The organism is Cytobacillus stercorigallinarum (assembly GCF_014836495.1).
GTDB lineage: Bacteria > Bacillota > Bacilli > Bacillales > Cytobacillaceae > Cytobacillus > Cytobacillus stercorigallinarum.
The window spans coordinates 26,204-45,798 of record NZ_JACSQT010000003.1; the positions used below are offsets into that span (position 1 = coordinate 26,204).

Below are 19,595 nucleotides of genomic sequence, written 5' to 3' on the forward strand. Positions count from 1 at the left end.
TATGCCAGCTTGTGGGTGCATTTCACTTTTGCTTATACATCTTGTATGATTTCCCGGTATCTTGTGGGTGCATCTAGCTTCATGTTTTCATGTAACGTCTAGTTACGGTTCTCAATTTAAAAAGACTGACTCAATAATTAGAGTCAGCCCTAGAGCCATTTTACTTCACCGATTCACGTACAATAAAAGAAGCCGCAGTTGCCTCTTTTAATTCTTCTAATGTCACACCTTCTTGTAGTTCTACAAGTTCCATACCTTTTTCAGTGAATTCGAAGACTGCCATGTCCGTAATAAGTACATGAACAACTCCTTCACCAGTTAGTGGCAACTCACAACTCTTTTTCACTTTAGACTCACCATATTTATTACGATGGTCCATGATGACAACAATGCGTTTTGCTCCTTGAACAAGGTCCATGGCACCGCCCATACCTTTAACCATTTTTCCTGGTATCATCCAGTTGGCTAAATCACCTGTTTCAGATACTTCCATACCACCAAGGATAGCAAGGTCGATATGACCGCCACGAATCATAGAGAAGGACTCTGCGCTATCAAAATACGAAGCATTGCGTTTAGCTGTCACTGTTTCTTTTCCAGCATTGATAAGATCTGCGTCTACTTCAGACTCTTTCGGGTAGCTACCAATGCCCAATAAACCATTTTCGGATTGAAGCATAACATCAAATTCTTCAGGGATACGATCGGCAATTAAAGTAGGCATACCAATACCAAGGTTTACACACATACCATCTTTAATTTCTTTTACTGCTCGATTGAGTATTTTCTCTCTTCCACTCATGATTATGTCCTCCTTTTAAGCTTCTTTTCTCGTTGTTAGTCTCTCAATTCTTTTCTCGTAAGTTTTTCCTTCATATACATGTTGAACATATACGCCCGGTGTATGAATCTCATCTGGATCTAATTCTCCCGCTCCAACTAATTCTTCTACTTCAACAATCGTTATTTTTCCTGCAGTCGCCACAGTTGGATTAAAATTACGGGCTGTTTTTCTAAAGACTAAGTTGCCAAATGGATCTGCTTTCCATGCTTTTACGAAAGCGAAATCCGCTACAATTCCTCTTTCTAAAATATATGTTTTTCCGTCAAATTCTTTATGCTCTTTACCTTTTGCTACCTCTGTGCCTACACCAGTTGCTGTATAAAATCCTGGAATTCCAGCGCCACCAGCTCTTAACCTTTCAGCTAATGTACCTTGAGGAACGAGTTCAACTTCAAGCTCGCCGCTTAAAAATTGTTTTTCAAATGTTTTATTTTCTCCTACATAAGAGGCGACCATTTTTTTGATTTGTTTATTTTGTAGAAGTAAGCCTAATCCCCAATCATCCACACCACAGTTATTACTGTATACCGTTAGTTCCTTCGTTCCTTTTTCTTGTAGGGCTATAATGAGTTTCTCTGGAATTCCGCATAAACCAAAACCACCTACTGCTATAGAAGCACCATCCTGAACTTGTTCTAACACTTCATCTAAAGATGTAATTATTTTACTCATGGTATGACTCTCCTTCCATTTTATAAACGATAAAATTAAATAAATAGTGAAATAGCAAAAGCTAATGCAAATACAGTAACCGTTTTTAATATTGTCAATACAAAGATGTCTCCATATGATTGTCTATGTGTTAAGCCTGTAATCGCTAATAACGTAATAACAGCTCCGTTGTGAGGAAGGGTATCCATACCACCTGAAGCCATAGAAGCAATCCGATGAAGTAACTCTGGTGAAATACCTAATGTTTGTGCCATCTGTAAATATTGTGCGCCCATTACCTCTAATGCGATCGATAACCCACCAGAGGCTGACCCAGTTACCCCTGAAAGTACGTTTACAGCAATTGCTTCCGAGACTAGCGGATTATTGCTTGCATTAAATACCCAGTCTTGAATAGCTGTAAAGCCCGGTAGCGTTTTTACAACATTACCAAACCCAACTTCAGAAGCAGTATTAAAGATTGCTAGTAATGAACCCATCGCTGCTGTCGTTAACCCTGCTGCTAAACCTGTTTTGATTTTTCTCACATTCGTGAGCATTGCGACAATTATCCCGATAGTTAATGCTGCAACGAGCGCCCATGTTGAAGTGACTGTACTTGGATCAGCAATATTATATTGTTCAGAAAGCTGCGATGCATCGTACCAGAATTTCGCAGACCAACTTGTGCGGCTAAAAATAAAGTTTAATGCAATAACAACAACGAGTGGTAAAATCGCTAACCAAAAACTCGGTAACGTATTCGGATCAACTTTTTCAGGCTCGTTTTTATGCCCTGTACCATAACCTTCGCCATTGGCAAGCGCTTTCCTTCTACGACGTTCTAACCAAATCATCCCGCCAGTGAAGATAATAATGGCTCCAATAATACCTACAAGAGGGGCCGCATAAGCATCTGTACCAAAATAATTCGTTGGAATAATATTTTGAATTTGTGGTGTACCAGGTAGTGCGTCCATTGTATACGTGAATGCTCCTAATGCAATTGCACCTGGAATTAAACGTTTAGGAATATCTGCTTCTTTGAAGATAGCTGCTGCAAAAGGATAAACAGCAAATGCGACAACAAATAGAGAAACGCCTCCATATGTTAACGCAGAACAAGCAAGGACAACAGCTAAAATGGCATGTTTTGATCCTAGTGAGGATACAATTGTCTTTGCAATGGCTGCTGCTGCTCCTGTCATTTCCATCACTTTTCCGAAAATCGCACCTAGTAAGAAGATTGGGAAAAATGATTTGATATAATTAGCTGCGTTCGACATATATGTCTCTGTATAACTCGGTAATAATAACCCGCCAGATATTACAACAGCTAATAACGTAACAATTGGGGCAATAATAATAACTGGATAACCACGATAAGCTAAGAAAATTAAAAGTCCTAATGCTAGTATAATAGCAAAAATCTCAATAAACAATGAAATCCCCCTTTATTTTCGCTAACAATTCAAACTGACTTCTCCCCAGAGTCATCTGATTGTTGCTATTCTCCCCCTTTTGTAACCCCCTATTACGTTACATACAGAAAACGTTTTCATTTCCATTTACAAATCTTCTTTAGAGTCATACTGACAATAAACCATCTGTCCATACTATGCAATGAACGTGCCAACTGAAGGATTCACTCTATTCTTATTCTTTTTTTTAATTCATACGCGTTTTTTTCAACAAAAACCGTTCAGAATAACTGTCATTTTTAAAACATCAAAATATTTCTGTATGGATTTACGTACATCTTATAAATTTCTACCACGTTCTTGTACGGATTACTTAACAGATTTATGTAAAATCGCTTCATTTCCAACTGCCGTTAATCTATTTTATTTTTGTGGGGAATAGGGGGGTACGGATAATGTGGATAAAACGTTGATATCCACAATTCTCTTGGGATTTCCACTCTTTAGTGTGGGCAAACTCCAATTGCCCACACTCCTTTGGGGGTTTCCGTTCTTTTTGTGTGGACAATTAACAACTACACTAAAAAAACCCTACCAAATTTGATAGGATCTCGTTCATACCTTACTTACACCTCTAGCAAATGATATTTGTTCATTTTTTCATACAATGTCGTACGGCTAATGCCGAGACGTTTGGCTGCTTCTGTTTTCTTGCCACCAACTGCTGTTAGACATTGTATAATGGTTTGTTTTTCTGTTTCTTCTATAACTTCAGCTAATGTACGTGTAGGTACTTCTGTTTCTTGTAATTTAATATTTGCCGACAAGTGCTTCGGTTCAATCAAACAATTGAGATCAACCATATTCATCGCGCGTTCTATTACATTTTCAAGTTCGCGAATATTGCCTGGCCAATGGTAGTTTTTCAAGATATGGAGTGCCTTTTCGCCAATCCCCTTGACTGGCTTTGCCATTATGTTTGCATATTTTTCAGTAAAATAATGAGACAGTCGTGAGATATCTTCTTTTCTTTCTTTTAAAGAAGGGATCGTTATTTCCATCACTTTTAGGCGATAATAAAGATCTAATCTGAATTCACCTTTATCTACCATTTCCTCTAAGTTTCGGTTAGTGGCTGCAATAATACGGACATCGATGGCTTTACTATTAGTTGAACCGACTCGTTCAACTTCTTTTTCTTGCAACACGCGCAATAACTTCACTTGCATATGAATTGGCAGCTCACCTATTTCATCTAAAAAAATCGTGCCTCCATCTGCTGTTTCAAACTTTCCTGCTTTGCCGCCTTTTCTCGCACCTGTAAACGCTCCCTCTTCATAACCAAAGAGTTCGGACTCAATTAATTCAGCTGGAATAGCCGCACAATTCACTTTTACAAATAGCCCCATTCCTCTACTGCTCGCCTGATGAATTGCATGTGCAAATAGTTCCTTTCCTGTTCCGCTCTCACCTAATAGCAGGACATTGGAATCATTTTCAGCCACTTTGATCGCTTGTGCTTTTACTTGTTTAAAAGCAGGAGATTCACCAATCAAATGATGAAAAGAGTATGATGCTTTATTACTTTCTCTAAAATCACCTTTATATTTCTTCAACTCTTTTTCTAATGAGTGTAATCGTTTAAACAATGCGGAAAACTGACCAACATTTTTAAATAGGAGCTTACCAACCGCACCAACTACTTTGCCATTTTTAAAAATAGGCGAACGGGTCGCAATCATATAGCCACCATTTACTTTCTGTAAAGAGGCTGTTTCTTGCTTACCTGTTTTTACAACGATATGCATTCTCGTATTTTCGATTACTTCTGTAACATGCTTGCCTATTGAGCTTTTCTGATCGACCTTCAAAAATTCGGCATATGCTTGCGTCAACAGAACGACATAGCCTTTTGCATCGACAAGTACTAAGCCGTCATAAGCATATTCGAGAATGTCTTCTATTAACATCTCATTCTCTTGCTGTCCTTGGCCGGTAGTTAGCATCTCTGCAATAGGTTCATTTGACAGTGCACAAAGATACATATAGGCAGCGCCATTTATCCCTTCTAACCGTTCACCCTTAATTAATAGCTCTTTTTTATTTATTTTCATCTTCACAATTGTACTGAGAGGGAAGTCTTGTTGGAGAAGATGAGTCATTTCGCTTTCATCATCCATCATCCACAACAATCTTTGATTACAAAACAGTAGCTCCTTTTGGTGATTAAGGATCATCACCCCTAACGGCAGCTCATCTATGATTTTGTTAAATAACTGTTCATTCTGGATGACATGACTGTTTTGCATCTGAGATCTCTCCTTACGCTCGCTGATTACTATCTGATAATTTTCATTATTATATCATAGCCAGGCAATAGATTATTTTTAATCACAAAAAAGGTGTAGAACTTTTTGTCGTCCTACACCTAAGAATCATTTTTTCATTTTTGCTAAGCGAATAAAGGAACGGTCTCTTTCTAATAGTTTATTAGAAACCATCTCTCCTTCATATTGGAAAATCCCTTCACCTGTCTTCACACCAAGCTTCTTATCGGCTACTAAGTCAGAGATGATTGCTGGCGCTTCCTTTGTGTCATTTAATTCTGGAGCAACGTTATGAAATACTCTTTCCCAAGTATCTAATCCCCCGAAGTCAGCAATCTCAATCGGCCCTGTAAATGCCCAGCGGAACCCCGGTCCTGCGGTAATAGCCGTATCTATATCTTCAGCTGTTGCCACCCCTTCAGCCAATAGAGAAAAAGCTTCTCTCATTAAGGCTGTTTGTAATCGATTAGCAATAAAGCCAGACTTTTCTTTTTGTAAAATGACAGGTGCTTTGCCGATATCTTTCATAATGCTTCCTACTTCTTCAACAATTGCATCAGAAGTCTGTTCATGTTTAATCATTTCTACTAACGGAACTAGATGTGCTGGATTAAAGAAATGCGTGATCATCATTTGATTAGCAAACGTGGACTTCTCCATTAATCTCGTAATTGGAAAAGTAGATGTATTTGAGGCAACAATTGCTGTTGGTTGCTTCAATTCTTCCAACTGTTTATATAAATCCCACTTCCATTCAATCACTTCTGGTATTGCTTCAATAATTAAATCTGCTTTTTGAACAGCTTGAGATAAGTCAGCAACATATCCAATAGCATTCAAGCTTGTATCCGCTTCCTTTTCTGATAACACTTCCTCTTCAACAAGTAATGCTACATCTGCTGATATTCTTTTTTCTGCCTTATGTAATAATTCATCGTTTAAATCATTCAGTATCACGTCGTATCCTTTAGTCGCAAACGATATCGCAATACCTGTCCCCATTACACCTGAACCAATCACAGTGATATTTCTTATCATCGTTGTAACCTCCTTTAACTTTTCAATCATAAAAATGCAATAACTGTGCCAAAAATAAAATAATTGCGAAAACCATGAATGTATGTTACGATTTTTCCAGTTTTAACTCCCCAACTCCCTATTACTACTTTACACATCTTCATACTGAAATAAGCCACTAGATTGATATGGAGGAATGTCAAAATGGTATCTAATAAAGTGGCAATTATAACAGGTTCAGCACGAGGCATTGGCTATGAGATAGGCAAAATTTTTGCCGAAAACGGAGCAAAGGTCGTTCTATCTGATATGAATGAAGAGGAAGTCAAAAAATCTGCGCAATTACTTCAAGAAAAAGGGTTAGAAGTGTCTGGCTTGAAAGCTGATGTAACAAAAGAGGAAGACATTATCAGCCTGATTGAAGAAACAAAAAAAACGCACGGAAGCATTGATATCTTTATTAATAATGCCGGTTTGCAGCATGTTGCACCGATAGAAGATTTCCCTACTGAGAAATTTGAGCTGATGATTAAAATCATGCTCACAGCACCATTTATTGCACTCAAACACGTACTACCAATAATGAAAGAACAACAATCTGGTCGCATCTTAAATATTGCATCCATTAATGGATTAATCGGTTTTGCCAACAAAGCAGCCTACAATAGTGCGAAACATGGTGTGATCGGCTTAACAAAAGTGGCCGCACTAGAGTCAGCAGCAGATGGCATTACAGTCAACGCCCTTTGCCCTGGTTATGTTGACACACCACTAGTCCAAAACCAATTACAAGACTTAGCCACAACTAGAAATGTTCCATTAGAAAATGTACTTGAAGAAGTCATCTATCCGCTCGTTCCACAAAAACGCTTACTACAAGTAAAAGAAATTGCTGACTACGCTATGTTCCTAGCCAGTGATTTAGCAGGAGGCGTAACTGGTCAAGCGATCGTGATGGATGGTGGGTATACGGCGCAATAAGTGCCAAAAGAGAAAGCTAGAATCAAACTAAAAGAAGTGCTGCTCCTTATCAGTACTTCTTTTAATTGTATTTACATCATTTTGAGAACTTTTTGTAAGCAACTTACTATCACGGCGATAAATAATACTATCCCACTATTAACAAGCAATATATATCCTATTTGCAGACCATAAAAAACGGTAAACGGACCGCAGATTATAGAGACAGCTATTAAACTCCCCATACCACCAAATACAGGGGCAAATGCTAGAATAATGAGTGCTCCCCTTGTATATACTTCTTTTGTTAAACGCTGCATACGCTCCAACTATATTGGCAATGGCAATAAAAACAATCATCAAAATTGAAAGAATCACCATTTATCCTCCTTAAGTTAAATCGCTTATTTTAAATCCGTATTCACTAAGAAAGTTTCCACTTCCTTTGCAAATTGTTGCGGCATTTGTATATTCAGTTCATGGTTACCCTTCTCTATGATTTGTAATTGAGCACGAGGGATCAATTCTGTCAATTCTTTTGCAGCAGGCATATTGATACGGTCTTTTGAACCAACCAACACTAAGGTGGGAATGTTGATTTGATGCAATGAATGAGATAAATCATAACTAACCATTGATTGGTAAAGGGGAATGATCGTTGATTTTTCTATCCCTTGCTTTCGCCACACTTTTGCTGGTATTAGCTTAAATATATATTTTTGCAGCTGAAATATGCTTTTGATTTGCCACCCATTTACTAATGAGTACGGTGTTCCTGATAACACCATACCTCTTAAATGAGGGTTTGTGATAAGTGCTTGTTGCAATGCAAAACACCCGCCTAATGATAGTCCAATGATGATAAACGGGGTATTTATTGTATGAAGCACATTTGTTAAAGACTTAGATAACTGATTGAAAGTAATAGTTTCAGATGTTGTCACTAATTCATCTATAGAAATGAACGTAGTATCGTATCCGTCCCCCATAAACTTCTTAACCTTAATCCAACTATCATTGGTTTGGCCTAATCCATGCAAAAAAACTAGTTTCATCCATTTCCCACCACCGATTTTTAATTATGTCCTGTAGCTTAGTTATTTTGTATATACCTACATCCCAAAATTTTACCAACTCTTTTTGCTACTAAATATCCCGCGCATATCGCAAAGTTTTATATTCGCCTTGCCCCTTGTTATACCAACCTTTCTGTTCATGTTGCAAAACGAAACCTTTTGCCTCATAAAAGGGAATGCCCATTCTATTTCCCTTTTGAACAGAAACCCATTGTTCTTTTACACCGTAGATTTCTTTTTGTTGTTTCGTGATTGCATGTAATAATTTTGTGCCGATACCTTGGTTTTTCCTAGTTGGATCAAGGTATAAAACAAAGATTTCCCCGATTCCTTCACCAGTCAATCCACCGCCACCTGCACCAATAACATGCTCATTATCTACTGCTACAAAATAACCTCCCCATTGTCGATTCCTCGTTTCAACTTCTGCTGAAATTCTAGCAACATTGTAAAAATCACTGATCACGCTCTCAATATATTCCTTTGTATATAAATCCTTATAGGTCGCCCGATATCCATCCGAACACACCTTAATAATCCCATTAACATGGGTTGAATTAGCTTGCATGATTTTTATCATGTACATCCCCCTTTCATAGAAAAATCAGAATTTTGTTACACTAATTTTACCATAGAAAGAAGTGACGGATGGCAAGACATGTTATTCTCAACAAAAAACCTACTGTCTTTTTCAGACAATAGGTTTTTCCTTCACTTATGATTCGTAAATAACTTCTCCACATTTGCCTAAATCATAGCCGTATAGCTGTTCGATTTCCTTTTTATAACTAGAAGAATTAACCGTTTCTTTCAGCAATTGCACGAGTTCTTCATTTTCCTTAAGAATGATGAGATCATATTGTTCAGATATTAATGGAATAAAGTCAACATTGACCATTTTTGTTACGTTTTCAATACCTATACCAATATCAGCCTGACCGCTCGCGACAGCTGATGCAACTGAGTAATGGCTTGTTAACACATGATCATACCCATTCAGCTTGTTAGCATTGAATCCATGAACTCTAAGTTGTTCATCCAATAATACTCTTGCCCCTGAGCCAACTTCCCGATTCATGATCCTAACATCCGAACGTCCAAGATCTGCCCACCCTTGAATATGAAGAGGGTTTCCTTTTTGTACGTAGATACCCGCCGTACGGTAAACAAGATTCAGCTGGATAAACGGTTGACTGACAAGAATCTTCTTCACATAGGACGTATTATATTCTCCAGTATCACCATCAAACAAATGACAACTAACGACATTACATTCTCCGCGATACATCGAAAATAAACTATTCAAGCTCCCACTATATAGCCTTAATGGCGATTGTCCTTTTTTATTTTCTATATGCTTAGCCAGTATATCTAGAACAATATCTTGTCCACTTATAATCACATGACCATCATCAATGGAATGATCTTTCTCTTTTCCTTCTTTCACAGTTTTATTCTTGGTGATGCCTGTTTTACTTTTGGATTTGTAACGCTCCAAATCAATGGCATCAATTCTCATTTGCCTCCCTACTCGATAAGCAGGAAGTTGATCCTTTTTAATAAGATCATATACTGTTAGCTTTGAAACCTTTAATAATTGTGAAACTTCTTCAATTGTATAAGATGCATCATTCGTCAAGCGCATCACCTCCAGGATATTTCAAAAAAGGTTCGTCTTTTGTTTATGTTTTTATTATAATAAACAATAACTAATTATAACTAATTAAAAGGCGGGCAAAATGACACAATTAATCTTTGAACATATTTTTAAATCTTACCAGGTTGGTGAACCAGTCATAAAAGACTTCCACTTTGAAACAAAAGAACAAGAGTTCATTGTCTTTGTTGGACCATCTGGTTGTGGAAAATCAACGATTCTAAAAATGATAGCCGGCTTAGAAGACATCACTTCCGGAAGATTACTGATTGATGGGAAAGAAATGAATAACGTCCCTACTAGAGAGCGCAATCTATCAATGGTCTTTCAAAATTATGCATTATATCCTCATATGACAGTATATCAAAACATCGCTTTCGGTTTAAAGATGAGGAAAGAAAAGAAAACTGATATAAAGAAAAAAGTGTTGAAAACTGCAGAGATTACTGGCTTAACAAATTTGTTGACAAGAAAACCGGCAGATCTATCCGGGGGACAAAGGCAGCGTGTAGCTCTTGCTCGGGCAATCGTTTGCGATAATCCCGTTTTTCTTATGGATGAACCACTTTCTAACCTAGATGCCAAGCTGCGTACACAAATGCGCAGAGAAATTACACTTTTGCATGAAAGGCTAGCCACTACGACAATTTATGTCACCCATGATCAAACAGAGGCAATGACAATGGCTGATCGTATTATCGTATTAAAAGATGGAAGTATTCAACAAGTGGGTACACCACATGAAATATACGAAACGCCAGCTAATCTTTTTGTCGCCAGCTTTATAGGATCACCAGCTATTAATGTTTTAAACGGAAAGATCGAATCCAATGTCATTACAATTGACGGAATTCCGACTATTTTCTCACGTAAAAACTTAAGAACAACTAAGGAGGTACTAGTTGGCATTCGTCCCGAGCATTTAATCATTGATGAATATAATTCACTCTTGACCGCCACCGTTGAAGACTTAGAAACTCTTGGTGCAGATACTATTATTTATGCAAAACACAACCAGATTCATTTAACGATCAAAGCACCTGGATTATTATCCTTCACTAAAGGTGACCAATTACCTTTATCAATCGCCGATGAACATCTCCTTCTATTTGATAAAGCGTCAAAAAAAGTAATTCTTTAGTATAAAAAGTATTTTATTTTATAACTAGTTATAATAAGATATAAAAAGATATAACCAATTAGAGGAAAGATGGAGATGATTCAACTTGTTAAAACAATTAAAGCTTATCTGTTTATTACTCTTAGTCACTTTATTTACCGTAGCGTGTTCTTCAAATGAAGAAGAAGCTGCCCCAAAAGAAACAGATCATGAAGGAAAAGAATCCGTAGAATTAACAATTTCTGCTGCTGCCAGTCTGCAAGATGCCCTGTCAGAAATCGATGAAATGTATGCAGATCAACACCCTGAGACAAAACTAACATTCAATTTCGGTGGTTCAGGTTCTCTCCAACAACAAATATCCCAAGGCGCACCAGTTGACCTCTTCTTCTCAGCTGCAGAAGATAAATTCGATACTTTAGTAGAAGAAGGAAATATTGCAAAAGAAGATGGTGTGGATCTATTAGGGAATAGCTTAGTGTTAATCGCGCCAAGAAATGAAGAAAATTTAACAAGTTTTACAGATTTAACGCAAGAGGATGTTGAACAAATTTCACTTGGTACACCCGAATCTGTTCCAGCAGGTGCTTACGGTGTCAAATCACTTGAAAATATGGGCTTATGGAACGAGCTAAAAGCTAAAACCGTTTACGCAAAAGATGTGAGACAAGTTCTTTCTTATGTGGAAACCGGCAACGTAAATGCAGGCATTGTTTATAAAACAGATGCACTCGTTTCTGATAAAGTTGAAATTATTGATACAGCAGGTGCAGATACACATACACCAATTATTTACCCTGTTGGTATCGTAAAAGACACAAAAAATTACGATGCAGCGAAGGAATTCTATACCTTCTTACAAACCGATGAAGCATTAAAGGTCTTTGAAAAATATGGATTCACTGCTCAATAATATTACCAGTCCAACCTTTTTAAGTCCCATATGGATCTCTTTAAAAATTTCCATTCTCGCTGGAATAATCGTAGTAATCATCGGAACAATTGCTGGCTATTTTCTAGCAAGGAAGTCTTTTAAAGGAAAAGCGGTCGTCGAAACGCTTTTAATGTTGCCAATGGTACTACCACCGACGGTCGTCGGCTTCTTATTAATTGTCATCTTTGGTAAAAATAGTTGGGCTGGACAAGCCCTCACTTGGTTATTCGATCGGCCCATTATTTTCACTTGGTGGGCTGCAGTCCTTGCCGCCATCATCGTCGCTTTCCCTTTAATGTATCAATCAGCTAAATCTGGCTTTCTCAGTATTGATCGTGATATCGAGGATGCCGCACGTGTGGATGGTGCAAATGATTGGAAAATATTTTGGCTAATATCTGTTCCATTAGCTTCTAAAGCGCTTATTTCTGGCGCTATTTTAAGCTTTGCCAGAGCACTAGGAGAATTCGGCGCAACATTAATGTTTGCAGGTAATATTCCTGGGGAAACACAAACGATTCCTATTGCTATCTATCTAGCCATCGATTCCGGTCAAATGACCATGGCTTGGCTATGGGTAGGTGCTATGATTATTATTTCCTTTATCATCCTTTTAACGATTAGAGTAAAAGAATAAAAAAATCGTAGAGATTATCCACACACTCTGCGATTTTTTTGCTAAATCAATTGGCCTATGATTCTTATAATGAAAAAGTAGGAAGTTCCTCTTGCAGAAAAGAGAAAAAAGCGTTATCCTTTAATGAGAATGATAATCAATTGAGGAAATTAGGAGGGATCAAGATGGAACAGCATGAGTTATTTGATGTGACGGTTATTGGTGGAGGTCCAGCAGGCTTGTACTCTACTTTTTATAGTGGGTTACGTTCCATGAAGACCAAGATTATTGAATTTCAACCACAGCTTGGCGGGAAAATTCATGTGTACCCAGAAAAGATGATTTGGGACGTAGGTGGCCTAGCTCCTGTGCCTGGTGAGAAACTAATCGAACAACTCGTTACTCAAGGCTTAACATTTGATCCCACTGTTGTACTAAATGAAAAAATTGTAAAAATCGATCAAGATGACAACCGTATCTTTCATCTACATACCGCATCAGGACAAATACATTTTTCCAAAACGGTCATTGTCGCTGTAGGTGGGGGGATCTTAAAACCACAGAAGCTTCAAATTGAAGGTGCAGAAAAATATGAAGTATCCAATCTCCACTATACAGTGAAATCCATTCAAAGCTTCCGTGATAAAACGGTTGTGATATCAGGTGGAGGAAACTCAGCTGTCGATTGGGCAAATGAACTTGTTCCTTATGCAAAAAAAGTTTATTTGACTTACCGTAAAGGTGAATTAAGCGGACATGAGGCACAAGTAGAACAACTGAAGAATAGCTCAGCTGAAGTCATTTTCCACTCTTCTATTACTAAGCTTGTTGCTGGTGAGAGACAAGATCGTATTGAACATGTTGAATTAACTAATCATGAATCAGGTGAAATATCCACCCTTGCTATAGATGATGTGATTATCAACCATGGATACGAAAGAGATTCAGCCCTCCTCAATAATTGTGATATGCAAATCGACATGATTGATGATTTTTATATTGCAGGTAGTAGCAGAAGTGAATCATCTATCCCTGGCTTATATGCAGCAGGAGATATTCTGAAACATGATGGTAAAGTTCACCTCATTGCCGGCGCCTTCCAAGACGCTGCCAATGCTGTCAACCATGCGAAGACCTACATCGATCCAGAAGCCAATGGATTTGGAATGGTTTCTTCACATAACGAATTGTTTAGTGAGCGGAATAAGGAATTGAAGAAGAAAATCTATAAATAATTTCACGTATTAAATATAGATTGTATATATGGAGAGTGTATGGTCAAAAGTATGGATACTTTTGATCATTTTCTATATAGGCGTGCAAAACTAAATTCTTGTCTCTCAGTTCACATCCCCAAGATATACAGGAGAATGATCATCGAGAATGTATTTTGTTAGCTCTTGAGGATATATCCGAAGTGCCTCAATGCTTTTTAAGGGTATCCAATCTATCCCCACTTGGTGATCATCTTCCAGAATCGCATCATTCTGCTCTAACAGATGACAGGTGAAGAAGAATTCAACTTGATGTACCTCTTTATGCTGTGATGAAAACTCATGATTTCTCCCTATGTATTCACGAATATAACGAAGATTTCCTACTTTAATAATTGCTCCCGTTTCTTCTAAACACTCTCTTTTCACTGTTTCTTCAAGGGTTTCCCCATGGTTTTGTCCTCCTCCAGGAAAAACATAAAAGATGCCACATTCATCAATACATTTAACTAATAACAAGCGTTCGCCTTCTATTGTTATCGCTCTACTTGCATTTCTTATTTCCATCTCTCCACCACCTTTTCTCCTATTACCACAGTGTAAATGCACAAAAATACTGAAAACACTCATTTTTTATGGTACTATATAACTAGTTAACTTCATTTGTAAAAATAACCAAGGAGCCTCTATGTCTAAACAATTAGGATTGAACTTAAAAGTAGAAAGATTAAAGAAGCATATGACGCAAAAGGAATTAAGTGAGCGCATAGGCATTAGTGCCCGTACGATTTCACGGTATGAATTGAATCAAGCAAATCCAAAGGAAAAAACATTGATTAAGTTTGCAGAATTTTTCGGAAAAACAATAGAGCAACTGAAGTAATATGGTACTATTCAAACAAAAAGGAGGCATTACGCCTCCCTACTCTTTCACTTTCATTAAGCGCATACTATTTAAGGCCACAATTAAAGTAGCACCAATATCTGCTACAATTGCAATCCATAAAGTTAACCAACTTGGGACAACGAGTAGTAGAGCAATCAGCTTAATCGTAAGTGAGAAGATAATGTTTCCTTTTATGATTCTCATTGTTTTTCTACTTAACTTCATCGCAAAAGGAAGCTTTGATAAATCATCACCCATGAGAGCAATATCCGCCGTTTCTAAGGCCGCATCCGTACCTGCTCCTCCCATCGCAATCCCCACTTGTGCAGAAGCAAGAGCAGGAGCATCATTTACGCCATCACCGACCATTGCTACATGTCCGGACTCTTTTTGCAGTCTTTTTACGAGTGCTAATTTTTCTTCCGGTAATAATTCTGCATACACTTTCGATACTCCAGCTAATTCCCCGATTCTACTGGCAGCCTTATGGTGATCTCCTGTCAACATCACCGTTTGTTTAATACCTAATTGGTGTAGCTTTTCTATTACCGCTTTGCTTACTTGGCGGATTTCATCAGCAATGGCCATTGTTACGAGTATCTTTTTTTCTGTTCCAAAAACAATGACTGTTTTTCCTTCACTTTGTTGTCTTCCAATTATTTCACTTATAATCTCAGGCATTACTTGTAATTGGGTAAAAAGTTGCGGATTTCCAATATAGTATTTATCTCCATTTATCTTTGCCTGAACCCCTTTACCTGTTAGTGAAGCAAAGTCTGTTACTTCAATGTCTTTATCTTTTAACCCTTTTTCATCTTCTAAATGAATAACAGCAGCAGCTAATGGATGTTGAGAAAGTTTTTCAATACTAGCAATCATTCGTAGCCACTCATCGCTTTCTTTCTCATCATCATGGACATTAAAATCAGTAACTACCGGTTCCCCTCTTGTTAACGTCCCTGTTTTATCAAAAGCTACTGTTTGTATATGCGACAACTCTTCTAAATAGATACCACCTTTAATGAGCACGCCGTGTCTAGCTGCATTCCCGATTGCTGAAACAAGGGCAATTGGTGTCGAAATGACAAGGGCACAAGGACAACCAACGACTAAAACGGCTAATGCTTGGTAAACCCAAGTTTCCCAGCTCCCATTTAACAATAATGGCGGGATGATGGCAATGAGAACAGCTATGAACATAATCACTGGTGTGTAGTATCTTGCAAAACGGTCGATGAAAGCTTGTGCAGGTGCTTTTTCACCCTGTGCTTCCTCTACTAAGTGAATGATTTTGGCAATTGTCGTATCACCAACCAATTTTGTAATCTTCACTTCTAAATAACCGTCTTGATTCAGAGTACCTGCATATACCTCATCATCTACACCTTTTTCAACTGGAATGGACTCACCAGTAATCGATGCCTGATTGATGGATGATAAACCTTTAACAATCATGCCATCCATGGCAATTTTTTGTCCTGGCTTCACTAACATAATATCGCCAACTAGAATTTCTTCAACAGACACAACCTGCTCTATATCGCCCCTTCTAATGGTTGCTTTCTTCGGAGCAATTTTCATAAGGGAGCGAATAGACTGTCGTGCTTTTTCCATCGAATAGCGCTCCAGTTCTTCACTTATGGCAAATAAAATGACAACAACGGCTACTTCACCCCACTCGCCTATGATCGCCCCACCAATGACGGCTACAGTCATTAATGTTTTCATATCAAAATCTAGCTTTATTAGATTCTTTACACCTATCTTTAATAAATCTAAGCCACCAATAATTATCGAGAAAAGAAACATTGAAACCGTAAGATAATGGCTCTCTCCTAACCCAATCCAGGATAGATAGCCAAATATTACAAACAAACTAGCAATAAGCACACGACTGTATTTTTGTATAAACGAAGTTGACTCCTTTTCATTTAATCCGACATGGGCATTTTCTTCGACTACCTTTAAATTTTCAAAAGCGCCTGCTTGTTCTAATGCTGCAATCGATACTTCCCCCTGTACAGAGAGTTTACTTGCACCAAAATTCACATGGGCATCTTGTACACCAGACAAATTCTTTACATTTCTTTCAAACTTGGCAGCACAATTTGCACAAGAAAATCCTTCCACACGATAAGTCTTTTCAGTTATTCTCTGTTCAGGAATAACTTTAAGTTTTTCAAATGCACCCGCTTTTTCAATGTCGCTAAGAGAGGCTTCTCCTACAATTGAAAGTTTAGAAGCACCGAAATTTACATGCGCTTCTTTTACTCCGGGTATGTTTTGTACGTTTTTCTCAAATTTCCCAGCACAATGAGCGCATGAAAATCCTTCAATCCGATAGTTCTGTTTAGCTTCACCTTCACTCATTGATTTGGCCGCCCTTCCTGATGATGAATATATGCAATCTGAATTAATTGTTTCACATGGAGATCATCTAAAGAATAATAAACAAGCTTTCCTTCTTTGCGAAATTTCGCTAATCCAATATTTTTTAATAATCTTAAATGATGGGAAGCAGTTGCCATTGAACAACCAATGATTGTTGCAACGTCACAAACACAAAGTTCTTCTTCTATTGTAAGAGCATAAGCAATTTTTATACGTGTAGCATCCGATAAAGCTTTAAAGATTAGCTCAAGTCCTGTTATATCGTTCATTTCTTGCTTGACGCGACTAACCTTCTCTTCATCATTACAAATCACTTCACAAACCTCAGCATCTATCTTCACCTTGGCAACCAAAATAAAAGCACCTCATTCAAACGAATATTTGATTATATCTTCAGTCTATGTAATGGAAGTGGTTATTGTCAAAGAAAAAAGGAAGAATATTTCAAAAGTAATGAGCATTTCTATACTCTATTGCCAAAAATAGGTTTAAACGCAAGAGAAAAGAGGAATACAGGTAAAAATATTTAATTATACAATAGACACACATTTGTGAAGAAAACACTTCAGATATAAACGATGGGAGGGAAGAGAAATATGGCTTACGTAATTACATCTCCTTGTATTGATGAACAGGCCGCTGATTGCCTTGACTCATGCCCGGTCGATTGCATTGAAAAAGGGGAAGATCAATATTTGATTGATCCTTCAATTTGTATTGATTGCGGCGCATGTGAAGCGGTTTGTCCAGTTGATGCTATCTTCTATGAAGAAGATGTACCTGATAAGGAAGAGTCTTTTATCGCGAAGGCAAAAGCCTATTTTGATGCTTAATGAAAGTGTGAACGGAGTGTACAAACGATGGTACTCCGTTCACATTTTTGTATTTAGACTATAGCCGGTGGTAAGCTGTTGTATGTTAGAATCGGGGATTCTATCGCATTTAACATTGTTTCGAAGGAAACTTCTTTTATTCTAGCTCCTCTTCTGAATCATAAGGCATCATAGTAACACCCTCTACCAATTAGATAGAGGGTATTATACTTTATTTTAGATTTCTCTTTAGAAACGCTTTTGTTCGCTCATGTTGAGGTGAAGTAAATAATTGATCTGGCTTACCTTCTTCAACCACTTCACCTTGATCCATAAATATGCTTTTTGTTGAGACTTCTTTGGCGAAGCCCATTTCATGGGTCACAACGATCATCGTCATTTTTTCTTTTGCTAATTCCTTCATTACTTGCAATACTTCAACGGTTAGCTCAGGGTCCAATGCCGAGGTCGGTTCATCGAATAACAGAATTTCTGGTTCCATCATTAGAGCTCTTGCAATGGCCACCCGTTGCTTTTGCCCACCGGATAAATTACCAGGAAAGGCATCCATCCAATCTCTTAATCCTACCTTAGCTAATAATGCCTCGCTTCGTTGTCTTATTTCCGCTTTTGTCCCCATTTTAGCCATGTTCGGTGCGATTTCTAAGTTCTCTCGGACTGTTAAATGTGGGAATAAATTAAAATGTTGAAACACCATACCCATTTTCGCAATCATATTTTTCACATTTTGAGGTTTAGCATACTTTCCATTTTCCACTAATGCCTCCCCATCAATAATGATTGACCCGCTGTTGATTTCTTCTAATTTAATCATACTGCGAAGTAGCGTACTTTTTCCTGAACCTGAAGGACCGATAATTGACACCACTTCATTTTTCTTAATATTAAGGCTGATTCCTTTTAATACTTCTGTTTTACCGAATGACTTTTTTACATCAACCACAGAAATAACTGTCATACTAAGCGCTCCTTCCTATGCGTATCTAAATCTTCTTTCAATCCATTTAAAAATAAACGAAAGCACAAGTGTCATCAGTAGATAGATGATGCCTGCTAAGAAGAATGGCATGATAGTAAAATCACGATTGACTGCCGTTTGAGCAAAGTGTAAAAGTTCCGGAACAGCGACTGCATATAATAACGCTGTATCCTTTACTAACGTAATAGATTCATTCGCAATCGCTGGTAATGCCACCCGGATCATTTGAGGAATGATGATACGTGTCATTGTTTGCCAGCGATTTAACCCTAGTACATGCGCTGCTTCATATTGACCTTTATCTATTGAGATTAAGCCCCCGCGAAATATCTCAGCAAAATAAGCGGCATAATTCAAGATAAACCCTAAAGCTGCGGCAACAAAGCGATCAAGGACTAAATATTCACCTACGACTGGAAGCATCGGTAACCCGAAACAAATGAATAATAATTGCAATAGTAAAGGTGTTCCCCGCATCACATAAATATACGTATGGGCAAACCAAGATAAAGGCTTGATCTTACTACGAGCTGCTAGTGTTAATAAAAATCCAAGTGGAATTGAGGCAATAATGGCAATGATAAAGAGCAACACTGTAATTTGCGCGCCTTCTAGCATAGGTTTAAGTAACGTCATAATATAATCAAGTGACATCGTCCATCCTCCAAA

Annotated in this window: 21 protein-coding genes; 7 read left to right on the forward strand and 14 right to left on the reverse strand. The window is 37.8% G+C overall.

Going from position 1 to position 19,595, the window contains the following annotated elements; translation table 11 throughout:
• Positions 1-160: 160 nt before the first annotated feature.
• From H9655_RS08005 to H9655_RS08025, 5 genes are all read right to left on the reverse strand, one after another.
• Positions 161-802 (reverse strand): 3-oxoacid CoA-transferase subunit B, encoded by a 642-nt coding sequence (locus tag H9655_RS08005; protein WP_095371955.1) that lies wholly within the window; start codon positions 800-802, stop codon positions 161-163.
• Between the two features lie 15 nt (positions 803-817).
• Positions 818-1,516 carry a CoA transferase subunit A gene (locus H9655_RS08010; protein WP_191812749.1) on the reverse strand — a complete coding sequence of 233 codons (699 nt, stop codon included), beginning with the start codon at positions 1,514-1,516 and terminating at the stop codon, positions 818-820.
• 35 nt (positions 1,517-1,551) lie between these two features.
• Positions 1,552-2,937 carry a GntP family permease gene (locus tag H9655_RS08015; protein ID WP_191812751.1) on the reverse strand — a complete coding sequence of 462 codons (1,386 nt, stop codon included), beginning with the start codon at positions 2,935-2,937 and terminating at the stop codon, positions 1,552-1,554.
• Positions 2,938-3,542: 605 nt separating this feature from the next.
• Complete coding sequence (locus H9655_RS08020; RefSeq protein WP_225230507.1) at positions 3,543-5,225, reverse strand: sigma-54 interaction domain-containing protein; 1,683 nt, start codon at positions 5,223-5,225, stop codon at positions 3,543-3,545.
• A 126-nt stretch (positions 5,226-5,351) separates the two neighbouring features.
• Positions 5,352-6,281, reverse strand: coding sequence for a 3-hydroxyacyl-CoA dehydrogenase family protein (locus H9655_RS08025; RefSeq protein WP_191812753.1), 930 nt, complete (start codon positions 6,279-6,281; stop codon positions 5,352-5,354).
• Between the two features lie 183 nt (positions 6,282-6,464).
• Here H9655_RS08025 and H9655_RS08030 point away from each other — a divergent pair, with 183 nt between their 5' ends.
• Positions 6,465-7,241 (forward strand): 3-hydroxybutyrate dehydrogenase, encoded by a 777-nt coding sequence (locus H9655_RS08030; RefSeq protein ID WP_191812755.1) that lies wholly within the window; start codon positions 6,465-6,467, stop codon positions 7,239-7,241.
• Between the two features lie 71 nt (positions 7,242-7,312).
• Here the strand turns inward: H9655_RS08030 and H9655_RS08035 are convergent, their stop codons facing one another.
• From H9655_RS08035 to H9655_RS08050, 4 genes are all read right to left on the reverse strand, one after another.
• Positions 7,313-7,549: a hypothetical protein gene (locus H9655_RS08035; protein ID WP_225230508.1), complete on the reverse strand. Its 237-nt coding sequence runs from the start codon at positions 7,547-7,549 to the stop codon at positions 7,313-7,315.
• 75 nt (positions 7,550-7,624) lie between these two features.
• Positions 7,625-8,275, reverse strand: a complete 651-nt coding sequence (locus H9655_RS08040; protein WP_191812759.1) for an alpha/beta fold hydrolase — start codon at positions 8,273-8,275, stop codon at positions 7,625-7,627.
• 91 nt (positions 8,276-8,366) lie between these two features.
• Positions 8,367-8,876, reverse strand: a complete 510-nt coding sequence (locus H9655_RS08045) for a GNAT family N-acetyltransferase (RefSeq protein WP_191812761.1) — start codon at positions 8,874-8,876, stop codon at positions 8,367-8,369.
• Between the two features lie 135 nt (positions 8,877-9,011).
• Complete coding sequence (locus H9655_RS08050) at positions 9,012-9,935, reverse strand: helix-turn-helix transcriptional regulator (protein WP_191812763.1); 924 nt, start codon at positions 9,933-9,935, stop codon at positions 9,012-9,014.
• A 100-nt stretch (positions 9,936-10,035) separates the two neighbouring features.
• Between H9655_RS08050 and H9655_RS08055 the strand changes: the two genes are divergently transcribed.
• The 4 genes from H9655_RS08055 to H9655_RS08070 all read left to right on the forward strand — a co-directional run bounded on the left by H9655_RS08055 (position 10,036) and on the right by H9655_RS08070 (position 13,858).
• Positions 10,036-11,094, forward strand: coding sequence for an ABC transporter ATP-binding protein (locus H9655_RS08055; protein WP_191812765.1), 1,059 nt, complete (start codon positions 10,036-10,038; stop codon positions 11,092-11,094).
• Positions 11,095-11,179: 85 nt separating this feature from the next.
• A complete protein-coding gene (gene modA / locus H9655_RS08060) occupies positions 11,180-11,986 on the forward strand; it encodes a molybdate ABC transporter substrate-binding protein (protein ID WP_191812767.1) in 807 nt (268 codons plus the stop codon).
• A complete protein-coding gene (gene modB / locus H9655_RS08065) occupies positions 11,967-12,644 on the forward strand; it encodes a molybdate ABC transporter permease subunit (protein WP_191812770.1) in 678 nt (225 codons plus the stop codon). The genes modA and modB overlap by 20 nt, the downstream gene beginning before the upstream one ends.
• A gap of 164 nt (positions 12,645-12,808) precedes the next feature.
• Positions 12,809-13,858 carry an NAD(P)/FAD-dependent oxidoreductase gene (locus tag H9655_RS08070; protein WP_191812771.1) on the forward strand — a complete coding sequence of 350 codons (1,050 nt, stop codon included), beginning with the start codon at positions 12,809-12,811 and terminating at the stop codon, positions 13,856-13,858.
• 105 nt (positions 13,859-13,963) lie between these two features.
• On the opposite strand, the gene H9655_RS08075 is transcribed toward H9655_RS08070, so the two are convergent.
• Positions 13,964-14,404, reverse strand: a complete 441-nt coding sequence (locus H9655_RS08075) for an NUDIX domain-containing protein (RefSeq protein WP_191812773.1) — start codon at positions 14,402-14,404, stop codon at positions 13,964-13,966.
• Positions 14,405-14,525: 121 nt separating this feature from the next.
• Between H9655_RS08075 and H9655_RS08080 the strand changes: the two genes are divergently transcribed.
• Positions 14,526-14,720, forward strand: coding sequence for a helix-turn-helix transcriptional regulator (locus H9655_RS08080; RefSeq protein ID WP_191812775.1), 195 nt, complete (start codon positions 14,526-14,528; stop codon positions 14,718-14,720).
• A gap of 39 nt (positions 14,721-14,759) precedes the next feature.
• Here the strand turns inward: H9655_RS08080 and H9655_RS08085 are convergent, their stop codons facing one another.
• A complete protein-coding gene (locus tag H9655_RS08085; protein WP_191812778.1) occupies positions 14,760-17,093 on the reverse strand; it encodes a heavy metal translocating P-type ATPase in 2,334 nt (777 codons plus the stop codon).
• Complete coding sequence (locus H9655_RS08090) at positions 17,090-17,449, reverse strand: ArsR/SmtB family transcription factor (RefSeq protein WP_318245465.1); 360 nt, start codon at positions 17,447-17,449, stop codon at positions 17,090-17,092. Before H9655_RS08090 ends, H9655_RS08085 begins: the two co-directional genes overlap by 4 nt.
• A gap of 261 nt (positions 17,450-17,710) precedes the next feature.
• On the opposite strand from H9655_RS08090, the gene H9655_RS08095 reads away from it, so the two are divergent.
• A complete protein-coding gene (locus H9655_RS08095) occupies positions 17,711-17,947 on the forward strand; it encodes an indolepyruvate ferredoxin oxidoreductase subunit alpha (RefSeq protein WP_191812780.1) in 237 nt (78 codons plus the stop codon).
• Positions 17,948-18,158: 211 nt separating this feature from the next.
• Here H9655_RS08095 and H9655_RS08100 read toward each other — a convergent pair whose 3' ends face one another.
• The gene (locus tag H9655_RS08100) at positions 18,159-18,905 is read right to left on the reverse strand and encodes an amino acid ABC transporter ATP-binding protein (RefSeq protein ID WP_191812782.1); all 747 of its coding nucleotides are present in this window, start codon (positions 18,903-18,905) and stop codon (positions 18,159-18,161) included.
• Positions 18,906-18,920: 15 nt separating this feature from the next.
• Entirely contained in the window at positions 18,921-19,580 is a 660-nt protein-coding gene (locus H9655_RS08105) for an amino acid ABC transporter permease (protein ID WP_191812784.1), read from the reverse strand.
• Positions 19,581-19,595: the final 15 nt, after the last annotated feature.